This is a genomic window from Kitasatospora sp. NPDC051853 (assembly GCF_044452665.1).
Classification (GTDB): domain Bacteria; phylum Actinomycetota; class Actinomycetes; order Streptomycetales; family Streptomycetaceae; genus Kitasatospora.
The window spans coordinates 39,682-57,598 of the sequence record NZ_JBITBY010000018.1 but is presented as its reverse complement, the minus strand read 5'-3'; the positions used below and the strand labels follow the sequence as shown (position 1 = coordinate 57,598).

General features: G+C 70.9%; 21 protein-coding genes. 10 read left to right on the top strand and 11 right to left on the bottom strand.

Annotation, left to right across the window (positions count from 1 at the left end):
• The first annotated feature begins 4 nt into the window (after nucleotides 1–4).
• Both ACIA8O_RS37040 and ACIA8O_RS37035 read left to right on the top strand, forming a co-directional pair.
• Nucleotides 5–1,060, top strand: coding sequence for an asparaginase (locus tag ACIA8O_RS37040; protein ID WP_396298462.1), 1,056 nt, complete (start codon nucleotides 5–7; stop codon nucleotides 1,058–1,060).
• Nucleotides 1,061–1,103: 43 nt separating this feature from the next.
• The gene (locus tag ACIA8O_RS37035) at nucleotides 1,104–1,571 is read left to right on the top strand and encodes a PPC domain-containing DNA-binding protein (RefSeq protein ID WP_396298461.1); all 468 of its coding nucleotides are present in this window, start codon (nucleotides 1,104–1,106) and stop codon (nucleotides 1,569–1,571) included.
• Between the two features lie 271 nt (nucleotides 1,572–1,842).
• Here the strand turns inward: ACIA8O_RS37035 and ACIA8O_RS37030 are convergent, their stop codons facing one another.
• Nucleotides 1,843–2,367, bottom strand: coding sequence for a flavoprotein (locus ACIA8O_RS37030; RefSeq protein WP_396298460.1), 525 nt, complete (start codon nucleotides 2,365–2,367; stop codon nucleotides 1,843–1,845).
• An 80-nt stretch (nucleotides 2,368–2,447) separates the two neighbouring features.
• On the opposite strand from ACIA8O_RS37030, the gene ACIA8O_RS37025 reads away from it, so the two are divergent.
• From ACIA8O_RS37025 to ACIA8O_RS37005, 5 genes are all read left to right on the top strand, one after another.
• Nucleotides 2,448–3,626, top strand: coding sequence for a helix-turn-helix domain-containing protein (locus tag ACIA8O_RS37025; RefSeq protein ID WP_396298459.1), 1,179 nt, complete (start codon nucleotides 2,448–2,450; stop codon nucleotides 3,624–3,626).
• 87 nt (nucleotides 3,627–3,713) lie between these two features.
• Nucleotides 3,714–4,337 carry a hypothetical protein gene (locus ACIA8O_RS37020; RefSeq protein ID WP_396298458.1) on the top strand — a complete coding sequence of 208 codons (624 nt, stop codon included), beginning with the start codon at nucleotides 3,714–3,716 and terminating at the stop codon, nucleotides 4,335–4,337.
• Nucleotides 4,334–4,543: a hypothetical protein gene (locus ACIA8O_RS37015; protein ID WP_396298457.1), complete on the top strand. Its 210-nt coding sequence runs from the start codon at nucleotides 4,334–4,336 to the stop codon at nucleotides 4,541–4,543. The genes ACIA8O_RS37020 and ACIA8O_RS37015 overlap by 4 nt, the downstream gene beginning before the upstream one ends.
• The gene (locus ACIA8O_RS37010; protein WP_396298456.1) at nucleotides 4,540–4,866 is read left to right on the top strand and encodes a hypothetical protein; all 327 of its coding nucleotides are present in this window, start codon (nucleotides 4,540–4,542) and stop codon (nucleotides 4,864–4,866) included. Before ACIA8O_RS37015 ends, ACIA8O_RS37010 begins: the two co-directional genes overlap by 4 nt.
• A gap of 18 nt (nucleotides 4,867–4,884) precedes the next feature.
• On the top strand, nucleotides 4,885–5,544 hold the full coding sequence (locus tag ACIA8O_RS37005; RefSeq protein ID WP_396298537.1) for an IS3 family transposase: 660 nt from the start codon (nucleotides 4,885–4,887) through the stop codon (nucleotides 5,542–5,544).
• A 590-nt stretch (nucleotides 5,545–6,134) separates the two neighbouring features.
• Here the strand turns inward: ACIA8O_RS37005 and ACIA8O_RS37000 are convergent.
• Nucleotides 6,135–6,923 (bottom strand): NUDIX domain-containing protein, encoded by a 789-nt coding sequence (locus ACIA8O_RS37000; RefSeq protein ID WP_396298455.1) that lies wholly within the window; start codon nucleotides 6,921–6,923, stop codon nucleotides 6,135–6,137.
• A complete protein-coding gene (locus ACIA8O_RS36995) occupies nucleotides 6,920–7,960 on the bottom strand; it encodes a hypothetical protein (RefSeq protein WP_396298454.1) in 1,041 nt (346 codons plus the stop codon). The genes ACIA8O_RS37000 and ACIA8O_RS36995 overlap by 4 nt, the downstream gene beginning before the upstream one ends.
• Nucleotides 7,961–8,166: 206 nt before the next feature.
• On the opposite strand from ACIA8O_RS36995, the gene ACIA8O_RS36990 reads away from it, so the two are divergent.
• The gene (locus tag ACIA8O_RS36990) at nucleotides 8,167–9,372 is read left to right on the top strand and encodes an IS110 family transposase (protein ID WP_396298453.1); all 1,206 of its coding nucleotides are present in this window, start codon (nucleotides 8,167–8,169) and stop codon (nucleotides 9,370–9,372) included.
• 5 nt (nucleotides 9,373–9,377) lie between these two features.
• Here ACIA8O_RS36990 and ACIA8O_RS36985 read toward each other — a convergent pair whose 3' ends face one another.
• The 7 genes from ACIA8O_RS36985 to ACIA8O_RS36955 all read right to left on the bottom strand — a co-directional run bounded on the left by ACIA8O_RS36985 (nucleotide 9,378) and on the right by ACIA8O_RS36955 (nucleotide 14,826).
• A complete protein-coding gene (locus ACIA8O_RS36985) occupies nucleotides 9,378–10,154 on the bottom strand; it encodes an aldo/keto reductase (protein WP_396298452.1) in 777 nt (258 codons plus the stop codon).
• A complete protein-coding gene (locus ACIA8O_RS36980) occupies nucleotides 10,151–10,762 on the bottom strand; it encodes a hypothetical protein (RefSeq protein WP_396298451.1) in 612 nt (203 codons plus the stop codon). Before ACIA8O_RS36980 ends, ACIA8O_RS36985 begins: the two co-directional genes overlap by 4 nt.
• On the bottom strand, nucleotides 10,759–11,376 hold the full coding sequence (locus ACIA8O_RS36975) for an exonuclease domain-containing protein (RefSeq protein ID WP_396298450.1): 618 nt from the start codon (nucleotides 11,374–11,376) through the stop codon (nucleotides 10,759–10,761). The genes ACIA8O_RS36980 and ACIA8O_RS36975 overlap by 4 nt, the downstream gene beginning before the upstream one ends.
• Before the next feature lie 8 nt (nucleotides 11,377–11,384).
• Entirely contained in the window at nucleotides 11,385–12,560 is a 1,176-nt protein-coding gene (locus tag ACIA8O_RS36970; protein WP_396298449.1) for a radical SAM protein, read from the bottom strand.
• A 48-nt stretch (nucleotides 12,561–12,608) separates the two neighbouring features.
• Nucleotides 12,609–13,157, bottom strand: coding sequence for a nucleoside-diphosphate kinase (locus tag ACIA8O_RS36965; protein WP_396298448.1), 549 nt, complete (start codon nucleotides 13,155–13,157; stop codon nucleotides 12,609–12,611).
• Nucleotides 13,154–14,155 carry a thymidylate synthase gene (locus ACIA8O_RS36960; RefSeq protein WP_396298447.1) on the bottom strand — a complete coding sequence of 334 codons (1,002 nt, stop codon included), beginning with the start codon at nucleotides 14,153–14,155 and terminating at the stop codon, nucleotides 13,154–13,156. Before ACIA8O_RS36960 ends, ACIA8O_RS36965 begins: the two co-directional genes overlap by 4 nt.
• Before the next feature lie 74 nt (nucleotides 14,156–14,229).
• The gene (locus ACIA8O_RS36955) at nucleotides 14,230–14,826 is read right to left on the bottom strand and encodes an ATP-binding protein (protein ID WP_396298446.1); all 597 of its coding nucleotides are present in this window, start codon (nucleotides 14,824–14,826) and stop codon (nucleotides 14,230–14,232) included.
• A 248-nt stretch (nucleotides 14,827–15,074) separates the two neighbouring features.
• Between ACIA8O_RS36955 and ACIA8O_RS36950 the strand changes: the two genes are divergently transcribed.
• On the top strand, nucleotides 15,075–16,460 hold the full coding sequence (locus ACIA8O_RS36950; RefSeq protein WP_396298445.1) for a helix-turn-helix domain-containing protein: 1,386 nt from the start codon (nucleotides 15,075–15,077) through the stop codon (nucleotides 16,458–16,460).
• A 33-nt stretch (nucleotides 16,461–16,493) separates the two neighbouring features.
• Nucleotides 16,494–17,393 (top strand): phosphotransferase family protein, encoded by a 900-nt coding sequence (locus ACIA8O_RS36945; RefSeq protein ID WP_396298444.1) that lies wholly within the window; start codon nucleotides 16,494–16,496, stop codon nucleotides 17,391–17,393.
• Between the two features lie 33 nt (nucleotides 17,394–17,426).
• On the opposite strand, the gene ACIA8O_RS36940 is transcribed toward ACIA8O_RS36945, so the two are convergent.
• The gene (locus ACIA8O_RS36940) at nucleotides 17,427–17,801 is read right to left on the bottom strand and encodes a hypothetical protein (RefSeq protein ID WP_396298443.1); all 375 of its coding nucleotides are present in this window, start codon (nucleotides 17,799–17,801) and stop codon (nucleotides 17,427–17,429) included.
• Nucleotides 17,802–17,917: the final 116 nt, after the last annotated feature.

Below are 17,917 nucleotides of genomic sequence, written 5' to 3'. Positions count from 1 at the left end.
TAGATTGCCCGAAGGCCACCCGGCCGCACCGCTTCGCGGAATACCCGCTGACAGGGAGACAACAGCGTTGCACAAGAGGACAGTTGCCGTCTTCTCCCTCGGCGGGACCATCGCCATGACCACAGATCCTGCCACCGGCGGAGTCGTACCGGCCCTGTCCGCCCAGGAACTCCTCGCCGCCGTCCCCGCCCTGCAGAGCCTGGACATCGACCTACAGGTCCACGACTTCCGGCGCCTGCCCGGCGCCTCCCTCGGCTTCGACGACCTCACCGCACTGTCACAGGCCATCTCCGAAGCCTTCGCAGCCGGCTGCGACGGAGCCGTGGTCACCCAGGGCACCGACACGATCGAGGAAACCGCCTACCTCCTCAACCTCCTCCACGAGGGCAGTCAGCCGATCGTCGTCACCGGCGCCATGCGCAACCCCACCCAGCCCGGCGCGGACGGCCCGGCGAACATCCACGCCGCCGTCATCGCCGCCGCAGCCTCGGAACTGCACGGCGCCGGCACCGTGGTCGTCCTCGGCGACGAGATCCACGCGGCCCGCACCGTCCGCAAGTCCCACAGCACCAGCCCCGCCGCGTTCACCTCCCCGGCCACCGGCCCCCTGGGACGCCTCTACGAGGGCCGCGTCCACCTCCACCACCCGCTCGCCACCCGCATCGCGTTCCCCGGACCGCTCACCGAACCGGCCCCGCGCGTCGGCCTGTACACCGCGACGCTCGGCGACGACGGCACCCTCCTCGCCGCCATGGCCGAGGCCTGCGACGGACTCGTCATCGCCGCGTTCGGCGTCGGCCACGTCCCCCAGAACTTCGTGACCGCCCTGGAGATCACCGCCTCCCGGCTCCCCGTCATCCTCACCAGCCGCATCGGCAACGGACCGGTCCTGGAAGCCACATACAGCTTCCCCGGCTCCGAGAAGGACCTGCTCGGCCGCGGACTCATCCGAGGCGGCCACCTCGACGCCTACAAGGCCCGGCTCCTCCTGCACGTCCTCCTCGCCCAGGGGCGCAAGAGCGATGAGATCGCCGCGGCCTTCAAGACCGTGGCCCTCTGATCCCGCGATCCGCAACAGCCCCTGACCCTGTGAGGACCTGCTCATGCGTGCCAGTGAACTGACCCTCGGCCGGACGTTCGGCGTCACCTTCGAACACGGTGAGGACTTCTTCGACGCCCTCACGGCCTTCTGCAAGGACAACGACGTCCGGCAGGGCTACATCCCCATGTTCATCGGCGCGTTCTCCGAAGCCGAGATCGTCGGCACCTGCAACGGCCTCACCCACCCCGAACAGCCGCTCTGGGACCGCACCCGCCTCGAATTCGTCGAAGCCCTCGGCGGCGGCACCCTCGCCCACGACCCCGCCACCGGCCTGATCCTCCCGCACATCCACCTCGCCGCCGGCCTCAAGGGCGAAGACGCCGACGGACGCACCAGCCACCTGCTCAATGCCCGCGTCCAGTTCCTCAGCGAACTCCTCATCATGGAGGTCACCGGGCCCACCATGACCCGCCCCCGCAACCCCCACCTCTACGACGTGCCGCTCCTCACCTTCGGCCCTACCGCCTGAGCCTGCCCAACCACGCCCGCTCTGTCGCACCGAGACGGGGCAGCATCCGGTCGACGTCGACCTGATCCTTCTCCCGCCCGCCTTCGCCTGGTCCACCCACGTGACCACCCTGCGCAAGGCCGCAGCCATCCACCCTCTGGCGGTGGAGTGCAACCCCCACACCTGGGAGTGGCTGACCCCCGCAGGCGCGGGGGCCAGCCGGAGTGCCTGCCCGGGCCCTGGGATCACCCCGGGTCCTCCCCGCGCGAGCGGGTGTCAGCTGGTGTCAGAGTCAGGTCTCCTCGGCCGCGCAGAGTGCTGCGCCCCACGGGTATGGCTGAGCCTGTCCTGAGGCGTGCGGAACGAACCCTCCTGGTCCGAGCAGCACCTGCACGCCGGCGGCACGGAGTGTTTCCACGCTCTTCGGGAACTGGGGGTGCGCGGCCATGGTGTCTTTCACGCACGGCATCACGACCAGCCGGGCCCTGCGGCCGATGGCTTCGACCGCGTACCCGATGGGCCACGACGGGGTGAGGCCCAGCGCCACGGCGTTGACGGAGTTCAGGGTGGCCGGGGCCAGGATCGCCGCGGTGGCGCGCGGCCAGCCGTCACTGTCCCCGGGGAGCCGGTACTCGCTCTTGACCGGGTACCCGGTGAGCTCCGCGAGTTCCTCGACGCTTGTGCCCAGCCAGCGAGCGGCTGTCGGGGTGAGGCCGACGCAGACCTCCCAGCCGCGACTCTGTGCGTTGGCCACCACGGTGGGGAACTCCATGACCGGCGGCGCGGCGGTGCCCAGCAGGTACAGCACTCTCGACATGCCGCCATCCTCGCAGATCGGCCCCGCGTGTCCCCCTGGGGTCGGTATCGTCAGAACACCTACCAGCGCGGGGAGTTCAGGTGGCCGTCGACCCCGACAGTGTGGCGGCACGCGTCAAGACCCGGCGCCTCCTACGAGGCCTCACCCAGCGCGAGCTCGCCGACCAGGCCCTCGTATCGATCAGCATGGTCCGCCAGATCGAGCAGGGCACCCGGCTACCGAGCGACTCCGTACTGGCCGCGCTGGCCCGCGTCCTCCGCGTCCCGGCAGCAGACTTGGCCGTCGGGCCGGGCGGTGAAGACCTTGATCGCGACCAGGTCGAGGGCCTGATCCGGCCGATCCGGGCCGCGCTCGATCTGCACGACCTCGGCGCCGACCCTGAGATCCAACCCCGGTCAGCGACCGGGTTGGTGCAGCACGCTGAGCAGCTGTGCCGCTCGATCCGGGACGGCCACCTCCGCACAGTCGCCGGGCAGCTGCCGGGACTGCTGGAGGAACTGACCACCGCGGTGCACCTCACCGGAGCACCGCGGCTGTTCATCGCCCTGTCGACGGCCTACCGCTCGGCCTACGACGTCGCGGCAAAGCTGAGCTACCACGACCTCGCGGCAACGGCCCTGGACCGCATGGCCTGGGCCGCCGAGCGCGGATCCGACCCGGCAGCGGCGGGCGTCCAGCACTACCTCCGCACCATGATCCATCTCCGCGCGGGCAGCTACCGCACCGGCCTGCGCGTCGCCGACGCCGGCCTGCGGACGGCCGCGCTGACCGACCCGGGCGACACCCGGACCGCCGTCACCGGCCAGATCCACCTCAGCGCCGCACTCCTCAGCGCCCGCCAGCAGCGGCCGGACGCCGCCGCCGAGCACCTCGCCGAAGCCCGGCGGATCGCCGCCGGGATCTCCACCTACAGCCAGCAGGCGCTCGTCTTCGGCGCCACCAACGCAGCAGTACACGAGGTGTCGACGCTGGTCGACCAACACCTCTACCGCGAGGCGCTGGACGTCGCACGCACCATGGTGGTCCCGCCGGGCTGGCCCGTGTCCCGGACAGCCCGGCACTACACCGATGTCGCCCGGGCCGCCCTGTTCACCGGCCACCCGGACGAGGCCTTCCGCCGCCTTGTCGAAGCCCGACGCCTCGCCCCGCAGCCCACACGGTTCAGCCCCGGGGTCCGCGAAGTGCTGTCCGGCGTCGCCCGGTCCCGCCGGACCATGCCGGCTGAGGTCACCCGGTACGCGGCATGGCTCGGCCTGTAGGAGTCCCACAGGCTTGTGGGACTTGAGGCACCGTCAGGAGCCGATGCTGGTCATGTAGGCCCTCACCTGACCAAGGGACCGCCACCCATGACCCATGCCCAGCACGTGCTCCTGCCCTCCTGGCTGCCCCCGACCGGCACCCTCTCCACCATCGCCGCCGGCGAGCACTGGGACGCGGCGGCCATACCGCAGACCGCCGGCCTCGCCGTGCTGGCGATGCTCCACGCAATGCCCGGCACGCCCACCGGCCCGGTCATCTGGAGCACCGGCAGTTCCCTGCGGCACCCGCAGCTCTACATCCTGACCACCGCGCGGTCCGGGATCGACCTGCACGGCACCCCGGCCCGGCTGCTCAGCACCGGGTCGTACGTGGTCGTGCCCGGCAACGGGGTGATCGAGCCGCACGGGGTGCACTGGGCGGTTCCGCCGAACCCGGACCGACCCGACGAGCTGACCGACCCCACGGTCCTGGTCACGCTGCTGCGGCGCATCGACTCCGCCGCGTGGATCACCGTCAGCACACCAACCGGCTACCAGCGCCAGACCCTGGCCACCCAGGCCCAGGCAGACGGCGACGCCTGCCTGCACTGCCACGCGAGCGACGGCCCGCTCAGCCCCGGCCCGACCGTGACCATCAGCCTGGGCAACACTGTTCAGGCCAAGGCGAGCGCGCTGTGCACCCGGTGCCTGCGGGCCGGGAGCGACCGGTGACCGGCCGCCCGGACTCCCGCTTCGCCGTGGTGCCGCTGGACCCCGACGAGAACGGCCGGCCGCGCTGGGGCCTGCGGGACCGGATCACCGGCGCCCTGGCGACCTGCGGCGACAACGAGACCGCGGCGTTCTACACACCCGACAGCGCGCGTGCCCACCGGCACACCTACCTCGCCATCGCCCGCAGAGCGGAGGACGTCGCGTGACCCAGCGCTTCTACGCACGGTTCACCCTCTGGTCCGCCCTACTGGACCTCGAACCCGACGCCCCGATGCCCGAGCACCTGTTCCTGTGCAGCAGCGAAGAGGAGGACGGCACGATGTGCGGCGCCCAGTCACCGGCTGCTACGGACTTCCCCACGATCCGGGCCTGGGCCACCGAGCACATCACCGAACACCCGGACCACCGCTCACTCCACCACGTGAAGGCCACGCCGTGGCTGATGGTGCCGGAGACGGAACCGTGGCCCGGTCCGGTCGGCCGCGCGCACACCACCTGCACGCCACCGCTGGAAGGCACCGATAGCTGATCACCACGAGACCCAGAGCTGCCCCGCGCGATCTCTCACGGTGCCGTCCCTCCTCGTGGGCGAGGGTCAGCTGTCACTCCCTGCGGAGGCACACACCACCGTGGACGTTCTCCCGCAAGCACGGGGCTGGCCAACCGCGACTTCACCGCCGAACGGCCCGACCAGCTGTGGGTCGCGGACATGACCTATGTGCGGACGTGGTCCGGCTGGGTCTACGTCGCGTTCGTCCTGGACGTCTTCTCGCGAACGATCGTCGGCTGGCAGATCGCCAGGAACATGCGGACTGAACTCCCGCTGGACGCACTGGAGATGGCGCTGTGGCGGCGCCGGAGGATCAAGAAGGACTCCGGGCTGATTCACCACAGCGACAGGGGGTCGCAGTACGTGTCCATTCGCTACACCGAGTGGCTGTCGGAGATCGGTGCCGCCGCATCGGTCGGGTCCGTGGCAGACTCGTACGACAATGCGATGGCCGAGGCGCCGAACGGCACGTTCAAGGCCGAGCTGATCGAGATGCAGGGCCCGTGGACCGGGTTCGAACAGGTCGAGCGGGCGGTCTTCCAATGGGTCACATGGTACAACGAGGAGCGGCTTCACTCCGCCCTCGACTACGTTCCGCCGACCGAGTTCGAAGACGACTACTGGCAAAGCCAGGAAGCCGTCCCGCAGTCCGCCTGAACACACGATCACGGACTCCACGAAACTCGGGGCAGCTCAACCAGCCCCGCTCCACCAGCCGCTTCGCCCTGAACCTGGCCGCCTGCTCCTTCGCATCACTCGTCGGCCAGCCCAGATGCTCGCGCATCGCCCGCGCACGCACCCCCTCCCCGCCGCTGGCCGCGTCGCGCTCGACCAGAGCAACGACCCGCGCGCACTCAGGCGGCAACACTTCCACCCCCAACCCTTCACGCCACAAAGGGACTTCGACCCGCGCCCCGGCCACACCCGCGACCGGCTCCACCACCGGTCCACCGGCCGACGCCCCGGACTCACCGGCCAACTCGGCCAGGGCCACCACCGTTTCCTCCCGGGCGATCACCGAGCGCCGCGCGGCCTCATCCGCCTCCGCCACGGCGGCCTGGACCCGCTCCAACTCGGCGCGCAGTTCCTCCGCCCGGGCCAGCGCCACCCGCTCACGCCGCTCCAGCACCCCCAGCACCCCCAGCACCGACGGCATCCGCCACCTCCGACCACGCCCCGCACCAATACGACGGTCCGAGGATGCCTACCAAGCGGCGGCCACACACCTCACCTGCGAAAACGTGACCCTACCTTCGGTTTGGGAATCGCTTCTGAGAACACTGGGCCGCCAGTCGGGACGGGGCCGTGGTGGAGCGGCTGGCGCTGGCGGCGCGGTAGTGCGGCCGGGGGGTGCCGTGTTGAGGGCCGTGAGGGGTACGACCAGGTAGGAGTGGCCTGCCGCGGGTGTGTAGGTGGCCGGGTCGCACTGGGGTACGGGTCGGCCGTTTATGAGCGGGCTGAGGATGAGCTGCGGCTGGCGGGACATGCGGATGGAGTCCGTTCGTGTTGTTGGTAGTTATTGGTTCAGGCGGCTCTCGGCGCAGGGCGCTTCTACAGCTGGCGTCCGTCTTCGAGGTAGGCGGTGGCACCGGTGCGGGCGGCTCGACGCAGGCGAGCAGGTGCGCGGCGTTGGCGGGCTCCATGAGGCCGGTGCGTTGGGCGGCGTCCTCGGGTTCGTACGTGGTCCAGCCGTGCAACTCACCTGCGGGGATGGCGATCCGGGTCCAGTCGTCGGGGTGGATCTCGCCGGTGAAGGTGAACATGGTGCAGGGGTACGCGCCGGGGATGCGGGCAGCTGCCGGGAACAACGGCTTGGCGCCGGAGAGGTAGTGGACGGCCAGCAGGCGGCCGACCGCAACTGGGACGCCCAGCTCCTCGTGGCCCTCGCGCTCGGCGCACGCCCTCGGGGACTCGGTCTCCCCTTTGCCGCCGGGCAGCAACCATGTGTCGGACCGGGCGTGGTGAACCAGGAGGACCCGCCGGTCAGGGGCCGTCACGAGGACGGACCCCGAGGACGCCGAAAGGATGCGCGTCATGGCGCACCGCCCTCCCGTCCGCGCGCGATGTCGGCAAGGGCGCTGCGGACGGTGGCGAGTTGGTGGGAGGCGCGAAACGGTGCGAGCCGCTCCAGGCACCCGGCCAGCAGCTCCGCGCGGTGGCCGAGGGGAGCCGCGTCCAACAGACCGATGGTCTGGTCGGCGGCGTGGCCATCGCGGACCACCAGCTCAGGCGGGAGGAAGTCCGTGATGCCGAAGATGTCGGCGGGGCCGAGCGGGAGGCAGCCGGCGAGAACGGCTTCGGGGAGGCGCTGGGACATCGCGCCGGTGGCCGCATAGCGGGGCGGGGCGAGCAGCACAGTGGTGACGGAGCGGGTGTGGAGGCGCTGGGAGGCGGCGAAGCCCTGACGGCCGGCGAAGTGGACGTGGGGCCAGCGGGCGGTGTCGGTCCACTTGCCGATGACCTGGTGGGGGTGGCGGCGGGCGGGCGGGGCGCAGTAGCGGTCGAAGTGGTCGTCGCGGCCGTACTGGTTGCCGACGTAGCACAGCGACCAGAGCCGGGAGCCGGTCACCAACTGCTCGGGGTCGGCGCGGTCGAGCAGGTCGTCGGCGACCGGGACGCGCATCGTGTACGCCCCGCGCGCGGGCACGGTGGCGGGGTCGAGGACGCGCACCGCGGGATGGGCGCGGAGCGGGTCGTCGTCGGCGAGGGTCTTGTCGAGGTCCCAGATCAGGGTGGGGACGCCGAGGCTCAGGGTGTAGTGGTCGATGAGTTCCTGTTGGCGGTGGAGGTCGCAGGTGTGGCCGTCGGTGCCGCAGGGGGTGTCGTTGCGGCCGGGCAGGGGCCATCGCCACTCGATGAACAGGGCGTCGAGGTCGGGCAGTTGGCTGTCCCAGGTGTAGGGGCCGGGGACGTCATGGCTGGCTTCGAGCAGGTCGCGGTTGGGCTGGAGGAGGGTGAGGGTGTGGTCGGCGGCGAGGGCGGTGAGCATGGTGGTCCGCCAGGACCGGCCGCCGTCGGGGGTGTCGGTGATGCCGTCGCCGAGGAAGCCCCAGTGGCTGTAGCCGAGGCGCATCAGGTCTCCGTAACTTGGTAGGTGGCCCGGGAGGGCCGGATGTGGCTGATCAGGTCTTGCCGTTCGTGGCTTCTGAGGAGTGGCCATCCGGTTCTCCGGGGTGCCCTGGCTGCTGATTGAGATGTGCGCTTCGGTCGCTGATTACGGAGATGACAGCGGGGTGTTCCTCGGGCCGGCGGCATGCTGTCGGAGGCGAGGAGAGGCCGATGAGTGAGCGACCACGGGCCCAGGTCTGGGTAGGCATCGACGCGGGCAAGGGCCACCACTGGGCGGCTGCGGTCGACGAGGCCAGGGCGACGCTGTGGTCGAGGAAGGTCGACAACGACGAGGTGGCGATCCTGGCCGCGATCGGCGAGATCCTGGCCCTGGCCGACGAGGTCCACTGGGCCGTCGACATCTCCGGCACGACCTCCGCCCTGCTGTTGGCTCTGCTGGGGGCGCACGGCCAGGGGGCTGTCTACGTGCCCGGCCGGACCGTCAACCGCATGTCCGGCGCCTACCGGGGCGAGGCCAAGACGGATGAGCGTGACGCCTACGTGATCGCCGAGACCGCCCGGCACCGCCGGGACTTCTCCACCATCGACGTGCCCGCCCAGCTGGCCGCGGACCTCGCGCTGCTGACCGCCCACCGCACCGACCTTGTCGCCGACCGGGTGAGGATGATCAACCGGCTCCGCGACGTGCTGACCGGCGTCTTCCCCGCGCTGGAGCGGGTCTTCGACTACTCGGCCCACCGGGGCGCGCTGGTCCTGCTGACCGGCTACCAGGCGCCCGCCGCGATCCGCCGCCGGGGCCGGTCCCGTCTGACGGCCTGGCTGGCCAATCGCGGTGTTCGCGGCGCCGACGCGGTGGCCGCCACCGCCCTGGAGGCGGCCGAGGCCCAGCACACCGTGCTGCCCGGCCAGGACACCGCCGGCCGGATCATCGCCGACCTGGCCACCCAGATCCTGGCCCTGGACGACCGGCTCAAGCACCTCGACCAGCAGATCCGCGACACCTTCCACACCCACCCGCAGGCTCAGATCATCGAGTCCCTGCCCGGCATCGGGTCCATCCTGGGCGCCGAGTTCGTCGTCGCCGCAGGCGATCTGGCGGCCTACGCGGACGCCGGCCACCTCGCCTCCGCCGCAGGGCTCGTCCCCGTCCCGCGCGACTCCGGCCGCCGCACCGGCAACCTGCACCGCCCTAAGCACTACAGCCGCCGCCTGCGTCGGGTGTTCTACCTGTCCGCGCAGACCAGCATCATCCGGGAGGGACCGAACCGGGACTTCTACCTCAAGAAGCGCGCTGAGGGCTGCAAACACGTCCAGGCCGTCATCGCCCTGGCCCGCCGACGGACCGATGTCCTGTGGGCACTCCTGCGCGACAACCGGATCTTCACCTCCGCCCCACCGGTCGCGCAGGCCGCTTGACCTCATCATTGAGACTCCTCGGTGACGGCAGCGATCAGCTGGTCCAGGTGGTCGGGGTTGCTGGTGCCGGGGATCGGGGCGACGTGCGGGCCGAGGCCGAGGAGGTGGCGCAGGGCCTTGGCGGTGCCGACGGGGCCGGTGTGCTGTCCGGCGTTCAGCGGCCGGTACGGCACGTAGGGGATGCCGAGCTTCGCGCAGTGCTCCACGGCGGGGTCGTGGGGCTCGTCGAGGTTGAGGACGTTCTGCACGGCGGCGATCGGGGCGATGGCGAGGGCCTGGTCGATCTGCGCGGTGGTGACCTTGGACAGGCCGATGCCCCGGATCTTGCCCTCGACTTGGAGTTCGACCAGGACGCCGACCTGGTCGGCCAACGGCACGGCGGGGTCGATGCGGTGGAGGTAGCACAGGCCGAGGCGGTCGGTGGCGAGGCGGCGCAGCGAGGCTTCGACGGCGGCGCGCAGGTAGTCGGGGCGGCCGAGCGGCTTCCAGACGTTGGGGGCGGGGCGGATCATGCCGACCTTAGTGGCCACGAGCACGTCGTCGGTGTAGGGGTGGAGGGCCCAGCGGATCAGGTCTTCGACGGTGTGGGGGCCGTAGGCGTCGGCGGTGTCGATGTGGCTGATGCCGGAGGTGACGGCGCGTCGGATCAGGCGGACGGCGGCGGCCGTGTCGTCGGGGTTGCCCCAGGTGCCGGGGCCGGTGAGGCGCATCGTGCCCAGGCCGAGGCGGGAGACGGTGACTCCGGCGATGTTCAGGGTGCCTCCGGGCAGGTCGGTGATCACTTGGCGGCCTCCAGGGTGGAGGTGATGGTGGCGACGGCGGAGGCGACGACGAGGTCGGCGGAGTCGGACGGGGCGGGCAGCAGCCGGTCCTTCACCTCGCCGTCGGCGACCAGGTGGTGCAGGTGCTCGTCGACCGCGGCGCGGAAGGTCTGGTCGAGGTAGGCGGGGTCCTTGCGGGGGTGCTCGCCGAGCGGCAGGGCCGGGTCGAGGACGGTGGCGATCAGCAGGGTGTGGTGGCGGGTGTGGATGTCGGCGAGCAGGCCGAGGACCTCCAGCTCGGCTCCGTCGGTCAGCTCGCTGCGCAAGTCGCGGGCGGCGAGGAGGTAGGCGAGGGCGTCGTGCGGGGTTCGGTCCATCAGGACCACATCGGCGCCGATGCCGGCCGCCAGGGCGTCGGCGGCCCCGGCGGCCATGATCCACTCGGTGGAGGCCACGGTGTGGTTGAGCATCTTCGGGAAGCCCAGGTCGGCGGCGCGGCGGGCGAGGCCGGAGGTGCGGGTCACGGTGTAGCCGAGCCCGCGCAGCTCCATCTCGATGCGGCGGGCTAGGGTGGTCTTGCCGGTGTGGTGGGTTCCGGCAAGGCCGACCGTCACGGGGGTGGTGGTCACCACAGGGTCTGCTCCTCATGGTCGGGTTCGGGATCGAGTGCGGACAGGGCACCGGGCATGTTCGGGGGCACCGCCGCTGCCCGCAGTTCGTCGAAGGTCAGGTGCTCGGCGAGGGCGAGCAGCAGCAGGGCGGTGGCGTGCGCGTCGAAGGCCGCGCGGTGGCGCTGGCCGGGCACGGCGGACAGGTCGATCCCCAGGTACGGGATGATCTTGTCGAGGCCGTGCCCGGGCGCGTCGGGTGCGAGGTGTCGGGCCAGGCGCAGGGTGTCGAGGACTCCGGCGGGCTGCCAGGTCGGCAGGTGGCGGGTCAGGACGGTGTACTCGGTGGAGGCGTGGTGGGCGACGATCCACGCCCCTTGGAGGTCAGCCAGCACCTGGCTTGCGATCATCTCCCACGCTGGGGCGGCCTCGACGTCCTGGTTGGTGAGGCCGTGGACGCCGGTGGCGAAGCGGGTGATCGGCTGCGGCGGCCGGATCAGGGTGCTGCGGGCCTGCTCGGGCCGGACCCTGCCGCCCTCGACGGGCACGACGGCCAGCTCGACCAGGTCCGGCGGCTGCTGGCCGCTTCCTTCAACGTCGACGACGAGCAGACGGGGCCAGGTGCTGGTGCTCATGGGCTCTCCTAGGCGGCCGGGGCGGGCCAGCCGATGTCGGCTCGCCCGTGCCGGCGCGGGTGGTGCGGCTTGGTCCGGTCGTGGACCTGGTAACCGAAGCCGTGCTGGAGGGAGTACCGCAGCGGCTCGTCCAGGCCCTCCACGATGATGGCCCGCTCGGTGACCTCCACCTCGCCCACCGCGCCGAGGGCCCGGGCGGCGGCCTCCGCGACGGCCAACTCGGGTGCCTTCCACGCCTTGTGGCACAGGTTGAGCTGCGCGACGGGGCAGATGTCACAGAGCTCGCGGATGCCGTAGTGCCCGTTGTAGTCGGCCTCGCCGTGGGCGTAGGCAACGGCGCAGGACGTCTTGCGGAACAGCGGCCCGAACGGGGCGTCGGGGCTTGCGTCGCGGTGGAACGCCTGGAGGATTCGCTGCTCGGACTCCTCCGGCATGATCTTGCGGCGGGCGGTGTCCTCGTAGGGCTCGGGCAGGCCGTGCTCCTGGTAGTAGGCGGCGATCTGGTCGCGGAAGAACAGGCCGGTGAAGACGGTCGCGTGGGCGAAGTGCGACAGCTCCAGGGCACGTTGGATGTGCTCGTCGCTGTCGTTGAGGCCGGGGACGATCGGCCGCCAGTACAGGATGGTGCGGTACCGCTCGGCGTTCGCGAACAGGGTCTTGAGGCTGGCCGCCGCGATGGCGGAGTCCACGGGCTCGATGCCGGGGTGGTCGATCCCGGAGTGGGTGACGAGGACGGTGAGCTTGATGTTCTGGAAGGAGTTGAGGACCGCGCAGTCCTCGTCGGTGACCCGCCAGCGAGTGATCACCAGGACGTGGTTGCGCAGGCCCATCTCGTCCAGGAGCCGCAGCACGGTGAAGGTGTGGGGCTTGACGACGGGCAGCATCGGGTCGGTGGCGCGGTTGAAGATCTGGATCGGGGTGACGTGCGGCCGGAAGTAGTGGTGGCCAGTGAGGAGTTCGACGGCCTTCTCGTCGCTCATCAGGGCCCGGGGCGTCTTGAGCTCGAAGTTGTCGAACATGTGCCGCACGCAGTAGCCGCAGTCGAGCGGACAGCCGATGACGTGGTTCAGCGACAGGCCGGACTTGCGGTACTCGATCGGGTCGGCCAGCTCCGGCTTGAGCCCTTCGATCTGCGTGGGCGTGAGCAGCGGGAGGGGCCGGCGGACTCGGGCGGGGGCGGTCATGGTGGTTCCTCCTAGCGGAAGTTGATGCGGGAAGGCGGTACAGAACGGTCAGGTGCGGGACGGGACGGAGGTCAGCAGGTCGCGGCGGTTCGCGCCGAACCAGGTACCGAAGTCCCGGGCGACGGCGGCCGTGTCGTCACTGGTGTGGATCAGGTTCTCCACCAGCCGCCCGGCATCGCGGGCGTCGGCGAGGCTGTCGGCGCCGAAGTCGCCCCGGATCGTGCCGGGCCCGGCCTGGTCGGGGTCAAAGTGCCCCAGCAGGCCGCGAAGCCGCGCCGGCGTCCCGGCGGCACCGCGCACCAGCGCCACGACGACACTCTGGCCGACGTAGGTCTGCTCCAGGCAGTAGGGGATGCTCAGCGGCAGCCACCAGTCGGCGTCGACCAGCATGTCCCAGTAGTGGACGTGGATCTGCCACGGCGCGACGCTCACCGGCCGGGAGTGGACCACCTCGACGTCGCCGCGCTCGGCCAGGGCGGCGAGGACGATGTCGGCCATGTCCCTGCGGACGCAGTCGGGCTTCAGCAGCACCACGCTGAACCGTTCCCAGTCGACTCCGTCCACCACCGCGCCAGCCGCGGCGGGGCGGGCGGTCACCCCGTCACCTCGGCGGGCATCCGCCGTGGCCAGCGGCGGGCGACCTGCCAGCGGTGGGCGGGGGTGAGGGCGGCCAGCAGCTCAGCGTCCACCGGGTCGGCCGCGCAGTGGACCAACTGCCGCTGCACCTCGAAGAGGCGGACGGTCTCCTGCCAGTACGACGGCAGGCCCAGGGCCGCGATGTCCTTCGCGGTGTACTGCATCTGATTGGTGCGCAACACCTGCTCGTGCACCAGGATTTGCCGGATGGTCCCCCATCCGGAGTCCGCCGGCATGGACGTGGGGGTGAAGCGCGGCGGCAGGCCGACGCTGTGCGCCGCCTCGGTGAGCGCGTCCGTCAGACGCGGCAGTTCGGCGACGGCGAGGTGCATCGAGCCGACGTGGTGAGTGTAGGTGCCCAGCTCCAGCCCGAGCAGGCGCGCGGTGAACTCCTGGATGAAGGTGAAGGAGAACACGTCGGCGATCAGACCGCGGTTGGCGTCGTTCGCCCGCATGAACGCCACCATGTGCAACTTTCCCTCGCGGGCAAGGAGTTGCAGGCCGACCAGGCACGGCACGTCCGGGCTGGCCGGGTCATCCAGCGCGCCCGGCCAGAACACCGGGAGGAACGCGCGCTTGGAGTCGGCCTCGGAGCGCAGTAGCGCGAGGACCTGGTCGAACGGCCCGTTGAACATCCGCTTGCCGTACGCGGAGCCGTCGATGGTGGTGCCGTCGGCGGAGTCGAGGCGGCGGCGGGGGGCGTAGTAGCCGATCATGTCGAGGTCGTTCCGGCCTCCGAGGTACCACAGCGCCTCAGCGTGGTGGTAGATCGGGTTCACCGGCCGGGACTCCAGGAACAGGGTGCGGGCCCGAGGGTCGGTGATCGTGAAGCTCAGCCCCAGGGCCTCCTGGCTGTGGTTGCCGCGGGGCTGGTTGGTGAACTGCGGCGTTGTGACCAGGTGTTCGAGGGCCTGGCCGTAGGCGCGCTGGAAGCTGGGGAGCGTGGGTGCGGCGAGCATGGGTGTACCTCCTTCGGTGCGCGGGCGTGCTGAAGAGAGCCCCGGCCGTGCCGGGGCCGTGGCCTGGCGGGCGTTCAGGCAGCGGTGTCGGTGCCGGTGACGGCGCGGGGGCGGCCTCGAACACTGCAGACCCTGATCTGGGGCCGGGAGGATCGGGCGGCCGACGCGGCCCCCAGCACGGCGATCTGGAGCCCGATGTCCTGCCGTTGCTCCGGCTGCTCTTCCGCGCTGGTCGCGGTGGCCTGGCCGTTGAGCGACTCGATCACCAGCTCGCACCAGACCTGCTGCCCCGCCTGGTCGGGTGCCGGGCCCCAGCCGAAGTCCGCCGCGTAGGTGCGGATCAGTACCAGACCTCGTCCGCTCACCTCGTCGAGCCCGCTGATTCGCTCGACCGGCAGGCCCCGGCCGGGGTCGAACGCGGTCAGCCGAAGCCTGCCGGACTCACGGTCCACGGCCACCGAAACGGTCAGCTCGGCGGACTCGTTGCCCGCCTCCCCCTGGAAGCCATGGGTGATCGTGTTGGCGACCAGCTCCGTCAAGCAGACCTTGGCGGCGAAGATCTCATCGTCCGTCAGCTCTACCTGGAGGGGGACGAGTGCGGCGGGAAGCTCCTTGCGGAGCTGACCGACAGAGTCGAGCTTGACGGGCGCTCTGAGCGTGATGGCGGGCATGGCGATCCTCCGGGTAGTGCTGGTCTACAGGTGTTCCCGGGCCGTTGAGGGCAACGCGGTCGGCGCGTTCAGAGAGGTTCTCCGAACGCCCCATCGGCGGCAATCTGAACTTCTTGCTGGTTGAAGGCCGAAGTCACGGGTTTCCGACTTCAAGGGCCGTAGAGCAGTGACTAGTTGCGGTTTTCCGCTCCCGGTCAGTGACTCGCTGGCTACGATCACCCCTAGTTCGGCTACCGAGGAGGTGGGCTGTGGCGCACAAGCCGTCGTGTGCGGTGAGCATCCGGGAGCGTGCTGCGGCCAGCGGGTGGGCCGTCGCGGACACGGTGGCGGAGATCGCAGCATGCTGCGGCGTGAGCTTCCTTCGGGCACACCGGCTGGCCCGAGGTTGGACGCTGCGTCAGGCCGTCGCCGAGCTGGTGCAGTTGTGCGAGCGGCTGGGGCTTCCGCTCCCGGGTGTGGACGAAGACCAGCTGGCGGCATGGGAGAAGGGCCGGAGGCCGAGGTTCGGCACTGTCGACCTGCTGTGCCGGTTGTACGAGACCGATGCCCAGGGACTTGGGCTCGTCGGCGACTACCGGTCGGAGGCCGACCGGCCAGCCGTCGGCGCGGCACGTCCGGGGGCTGGCGCTCTGAGCGTGCCCCTGCAAGCCGTTCCTGTCGCCACCCCTGATCCGTTCGGGGATCTGGTCGACTCGTTCCGGCGCTCGGTCGAAGGGACGCTGGCCAGCACGACGGCGAGCGCCACCCAGCTGGAGGTCTTGGACGAGCAGGTCATGGATCTTCGCCGTGCCTACATCGTCTCGCCCCCGACCGAGATGCTGGGGCGGCTCGTCCGGCTCCTCGAAGAAGTCCGGTTGCTGGCCGCCGACCGCCAACCGGCCCTCGTCCAGAGCCGCCTGTCGGAGATGATCGCCGTGCTGGCGACTCTCGTCGCGGACGCCCTGATGAAGCTGGGAAGGCTCGACCAGTCCCGGCTGTGGTACGGCACGGCCCGGTCGGCCGCCGACGACAGCGGCAGCGGTGACCTCCGAGCCCGTGTCCGTGTGCAGGCCGCGATGCTGCCCTACTACTACGGCCCGCTGGAGCGAGCCGTTGCGCTGACCCGGGAGGCCCGCCTGCTCAACCGCGGCCGAGCCACCGTCACCGGGGCGTTCGCCGCAGCCGCCGAGGCCCGCGCCCGCGCCCGCCACGGAGATGCCGAAGGTGCCCGGGAGGCCATCGTCCAGGCGCGCGAGCTGTTCGAGCGGTGCCCGCCCTCGGACGAGACCGATGCCTGGGCGTTCCCCCGCCGGCGTCTGCTCTTCTACCTCTCCGGCGTGCACACCGCTCTCGGTGAGCTGCGGGAAGCCCGGCGCGTTCAGCAGGAAGCACTGTCGCTGTACACCGACCACAGCGGCATCGACCCGGCTCTGCTCGCTCTCGAAGAGGCGATGTGCCTGGTCCAGGAGCGGAGCGTCACCGAGGCGTGCGAGCTGGCCGCCCACACGTTCCTGGCGGTCCCCGAGGCGTACCGCACCGAGATCCTGGGGGTGCGTGCCCAGGAGGTGATCGCCATACTGCCCGCACAGGTGCGCTCGTCCCGGGCTGTCCGGGACCTTGGCGAGCTTCTGGCCCTCCCCACCAGCAGGATGTGACAGGACCGGCCTCTTCCCGTCAGCCTTACGAACATGACTGTTCCGGTTGTCATCGGCGGCTTCGCCGAGTCCGAGGTCCGCTCCGTCCTGGAGGAGGCGTGCCGCCGCATCGGGGTCGACCCGGTTGGCGCCGAGATGCTGCGCGGCCACACCAACGCGGTGTTCCGGCTCTCGGGGGCCGGAGTAGTGGCCAAGATCGCGCGGGCTGGCACGCCGGTGGCCGACGTCCAGCGCACGGTGCGGCTGGTTCGGTGGCTCAGCAGCCAGGACTTCCCCACGGTCGAACTGCTCCCGGTGGAGCAGCCGGTGCTCATCGGCGAGCACGCCGTCACCTTCTGGCGGTACCTCCCGCAGCCCGACCTCCCCGTGCCGGCCGCGCTCCTCGCCGGACCGCTTCGTACCCTGCATCGACTCTCACCTCCTCCGTTCGATGTCCGTCCGCTCGACACGGTCGGCGCGATCCGCCGCTCGCTCGCGGCGATCACCGTTCTGCCGCCGGCGGACCTGTCCTTCCTGAAGCAGCGCCTGGTGCGCCTCGAATCGGATCTGGCCGAAGTCCGCTACGCGCTGCGCCCGGGCCTGCTCCAGGGAGATCCGCAGCACCGGAATGCGCTCCACCACGGCGAATCCGCGGTGCTGTGCGACTGGGACACCGCCTGCTTCGGGCCGCCCGAGTTGGACTGCGTCACGGTGGAGATCCACTGCCGCCGGTTCGGCTACGGCCAGGACCACTACGAGCGGTTCGCCGACCTCTACGGCTTCGACGTGACCGCCTGGTCCGGCTACGAGGTGCTGCGTGACCTCCGCGAACTCCGGATGATCACCACGAACGCCAAGCGTGCCGCGGCCGGTACCAGCACGCTGGCCGAGGTCGTATCGCGCATCGACGGCCTCCGCCGGAATCACCACGGCCGTCGGTGGAACATCCTGTAGCACCCGCTGAGGAGTTGGCGACTCGGCGGTGCTCTACAAGACCAGCTCGTCGGGCGAGGCTCGCGACCGGGTGACCCGGCCGGCAGCCCGCACGATGAGCAGTCGCGTTCCGTTCGCTTCCAGCTGTCGCCGCCGGGCCCGAGCCACTGCCGCAGCCCCCAGGTGAGCGATCGACGGCAGCACGATCCCGTACAGGCCGGGGTGCGCGTCGATTATCCGCGTGACGGTCTTGCGGGGGTCGTCGTTCGCCTGCTCTATGACGACCGTGGTCAACGCCAGCTCGCGGCTCTCGCAGTAGTCCGTCAGCACGTCGGCGAGTACGCCGCGCTTGGCCTCGGTCAGCACCGCAGCACGCAGGAGCCCCACCACCGATGGCACCGGCACCAGATGCTGCTCCGTCAGGTCCATTCGACTCCCCTGCCCCCTGGCTGACTTGGACGCTCTCAGCGTGCCGTCGGAGCGATCGCTCCGAAATGCCACCGTGTGGCACTCCTGTGGCAGTTCCGCCGCATCGAGAGGCGCTG

Bases quoted from the DNA above. Each gene is read 5' to 3' on its own strand.
- ACIA8O_RS37035 (WP_396298461.1), top strand. From the start codon at position 1,104: ATGCGTGCCAGTGAACTGACCCTCGGCCGGACGTTCGGCGTCACCTTC.
- ACIA8O_RS37030 (WP_396298460.1), bottom strand. From the start codon at position 2,367: ATGTCGAGAGTGCTGTACCTGCTGGGCACCGCCGCGCCGCCGGTCATG.
- ACIA8O_RS37020 (WP_396298458.1), top strand. From the start codon at position 3,714: ATGACCCATGCCCAGCACGTGCTCCTGCCCTCCTGGCTGCCCCCGACC.
- ACIA8O_RS37000 (WP_396298455.1), bottom strand. From the start codon at position 6,923: ATGACGCGCATCCTTTCGGCGTCCTCGGGGTCCGTCCTCGTGACGGCC.
- ACIA8O_RS36995 (WP_396298454.1), bottom strand. From the start codon at position 7,960: ATGCGCCTCGGCTACAGCCACTGGGGCTTCCTCGGCGACGGCATCACC.
- ACIA8O_RS36990 (WP_396298453.1), top strand. From the start codon at position 8,167: ATGAGTGAGCGACCACGGGCCCAGGTCTGGGTAGGCATCGACGCGGGC.
- ACIA8O_RS36975 (WP_396298450.1), bottom strand. From the start codon at position 11,376: ATGAGCACCAGCACCTGGCCCCGTCTGCTCGTCGTCGACGTTGAAGGA.
- ACIA8O_RS36970 (WP_396298449.1), bottom strand. From the start codon at position 12,560: ATGACCGCCCCCGCCCGAGTCCGCCGGCCCCTCCCGCTGCTCACGCCC.
- ACIA8O_RS36960 (WP_396298447.1), bottom strand. From the start codon at position 14,155: ATGCTCGCCGCACCCACGCTCCCCAGCTTCCAGCGCGCCTACGGCCAG.
- ACIA8O_RS36955 (WP_396298446.1), bottom strand. From the start codon at position 14,826: ATGCCCGCCATCACGCTCAGAGCGCCCGTCAAGCTCGACTCTGTCGGT.
- ACIA8O_RS36945 (WP_396298444.1), top strand. From the start codon at position 16,494: ATGACTGTTCCGGTTGTCATCGGCGGCTTCGCCGAGTCCGAGGTCCGC.
- ACIA8O_RS36940 (WP_396298443.1), bottom strand. From the start codon at position 17,801: ATGGACCTGACGGAGCAGCATCTGGTGCCGGTGCCATCGGTGGTGGGG.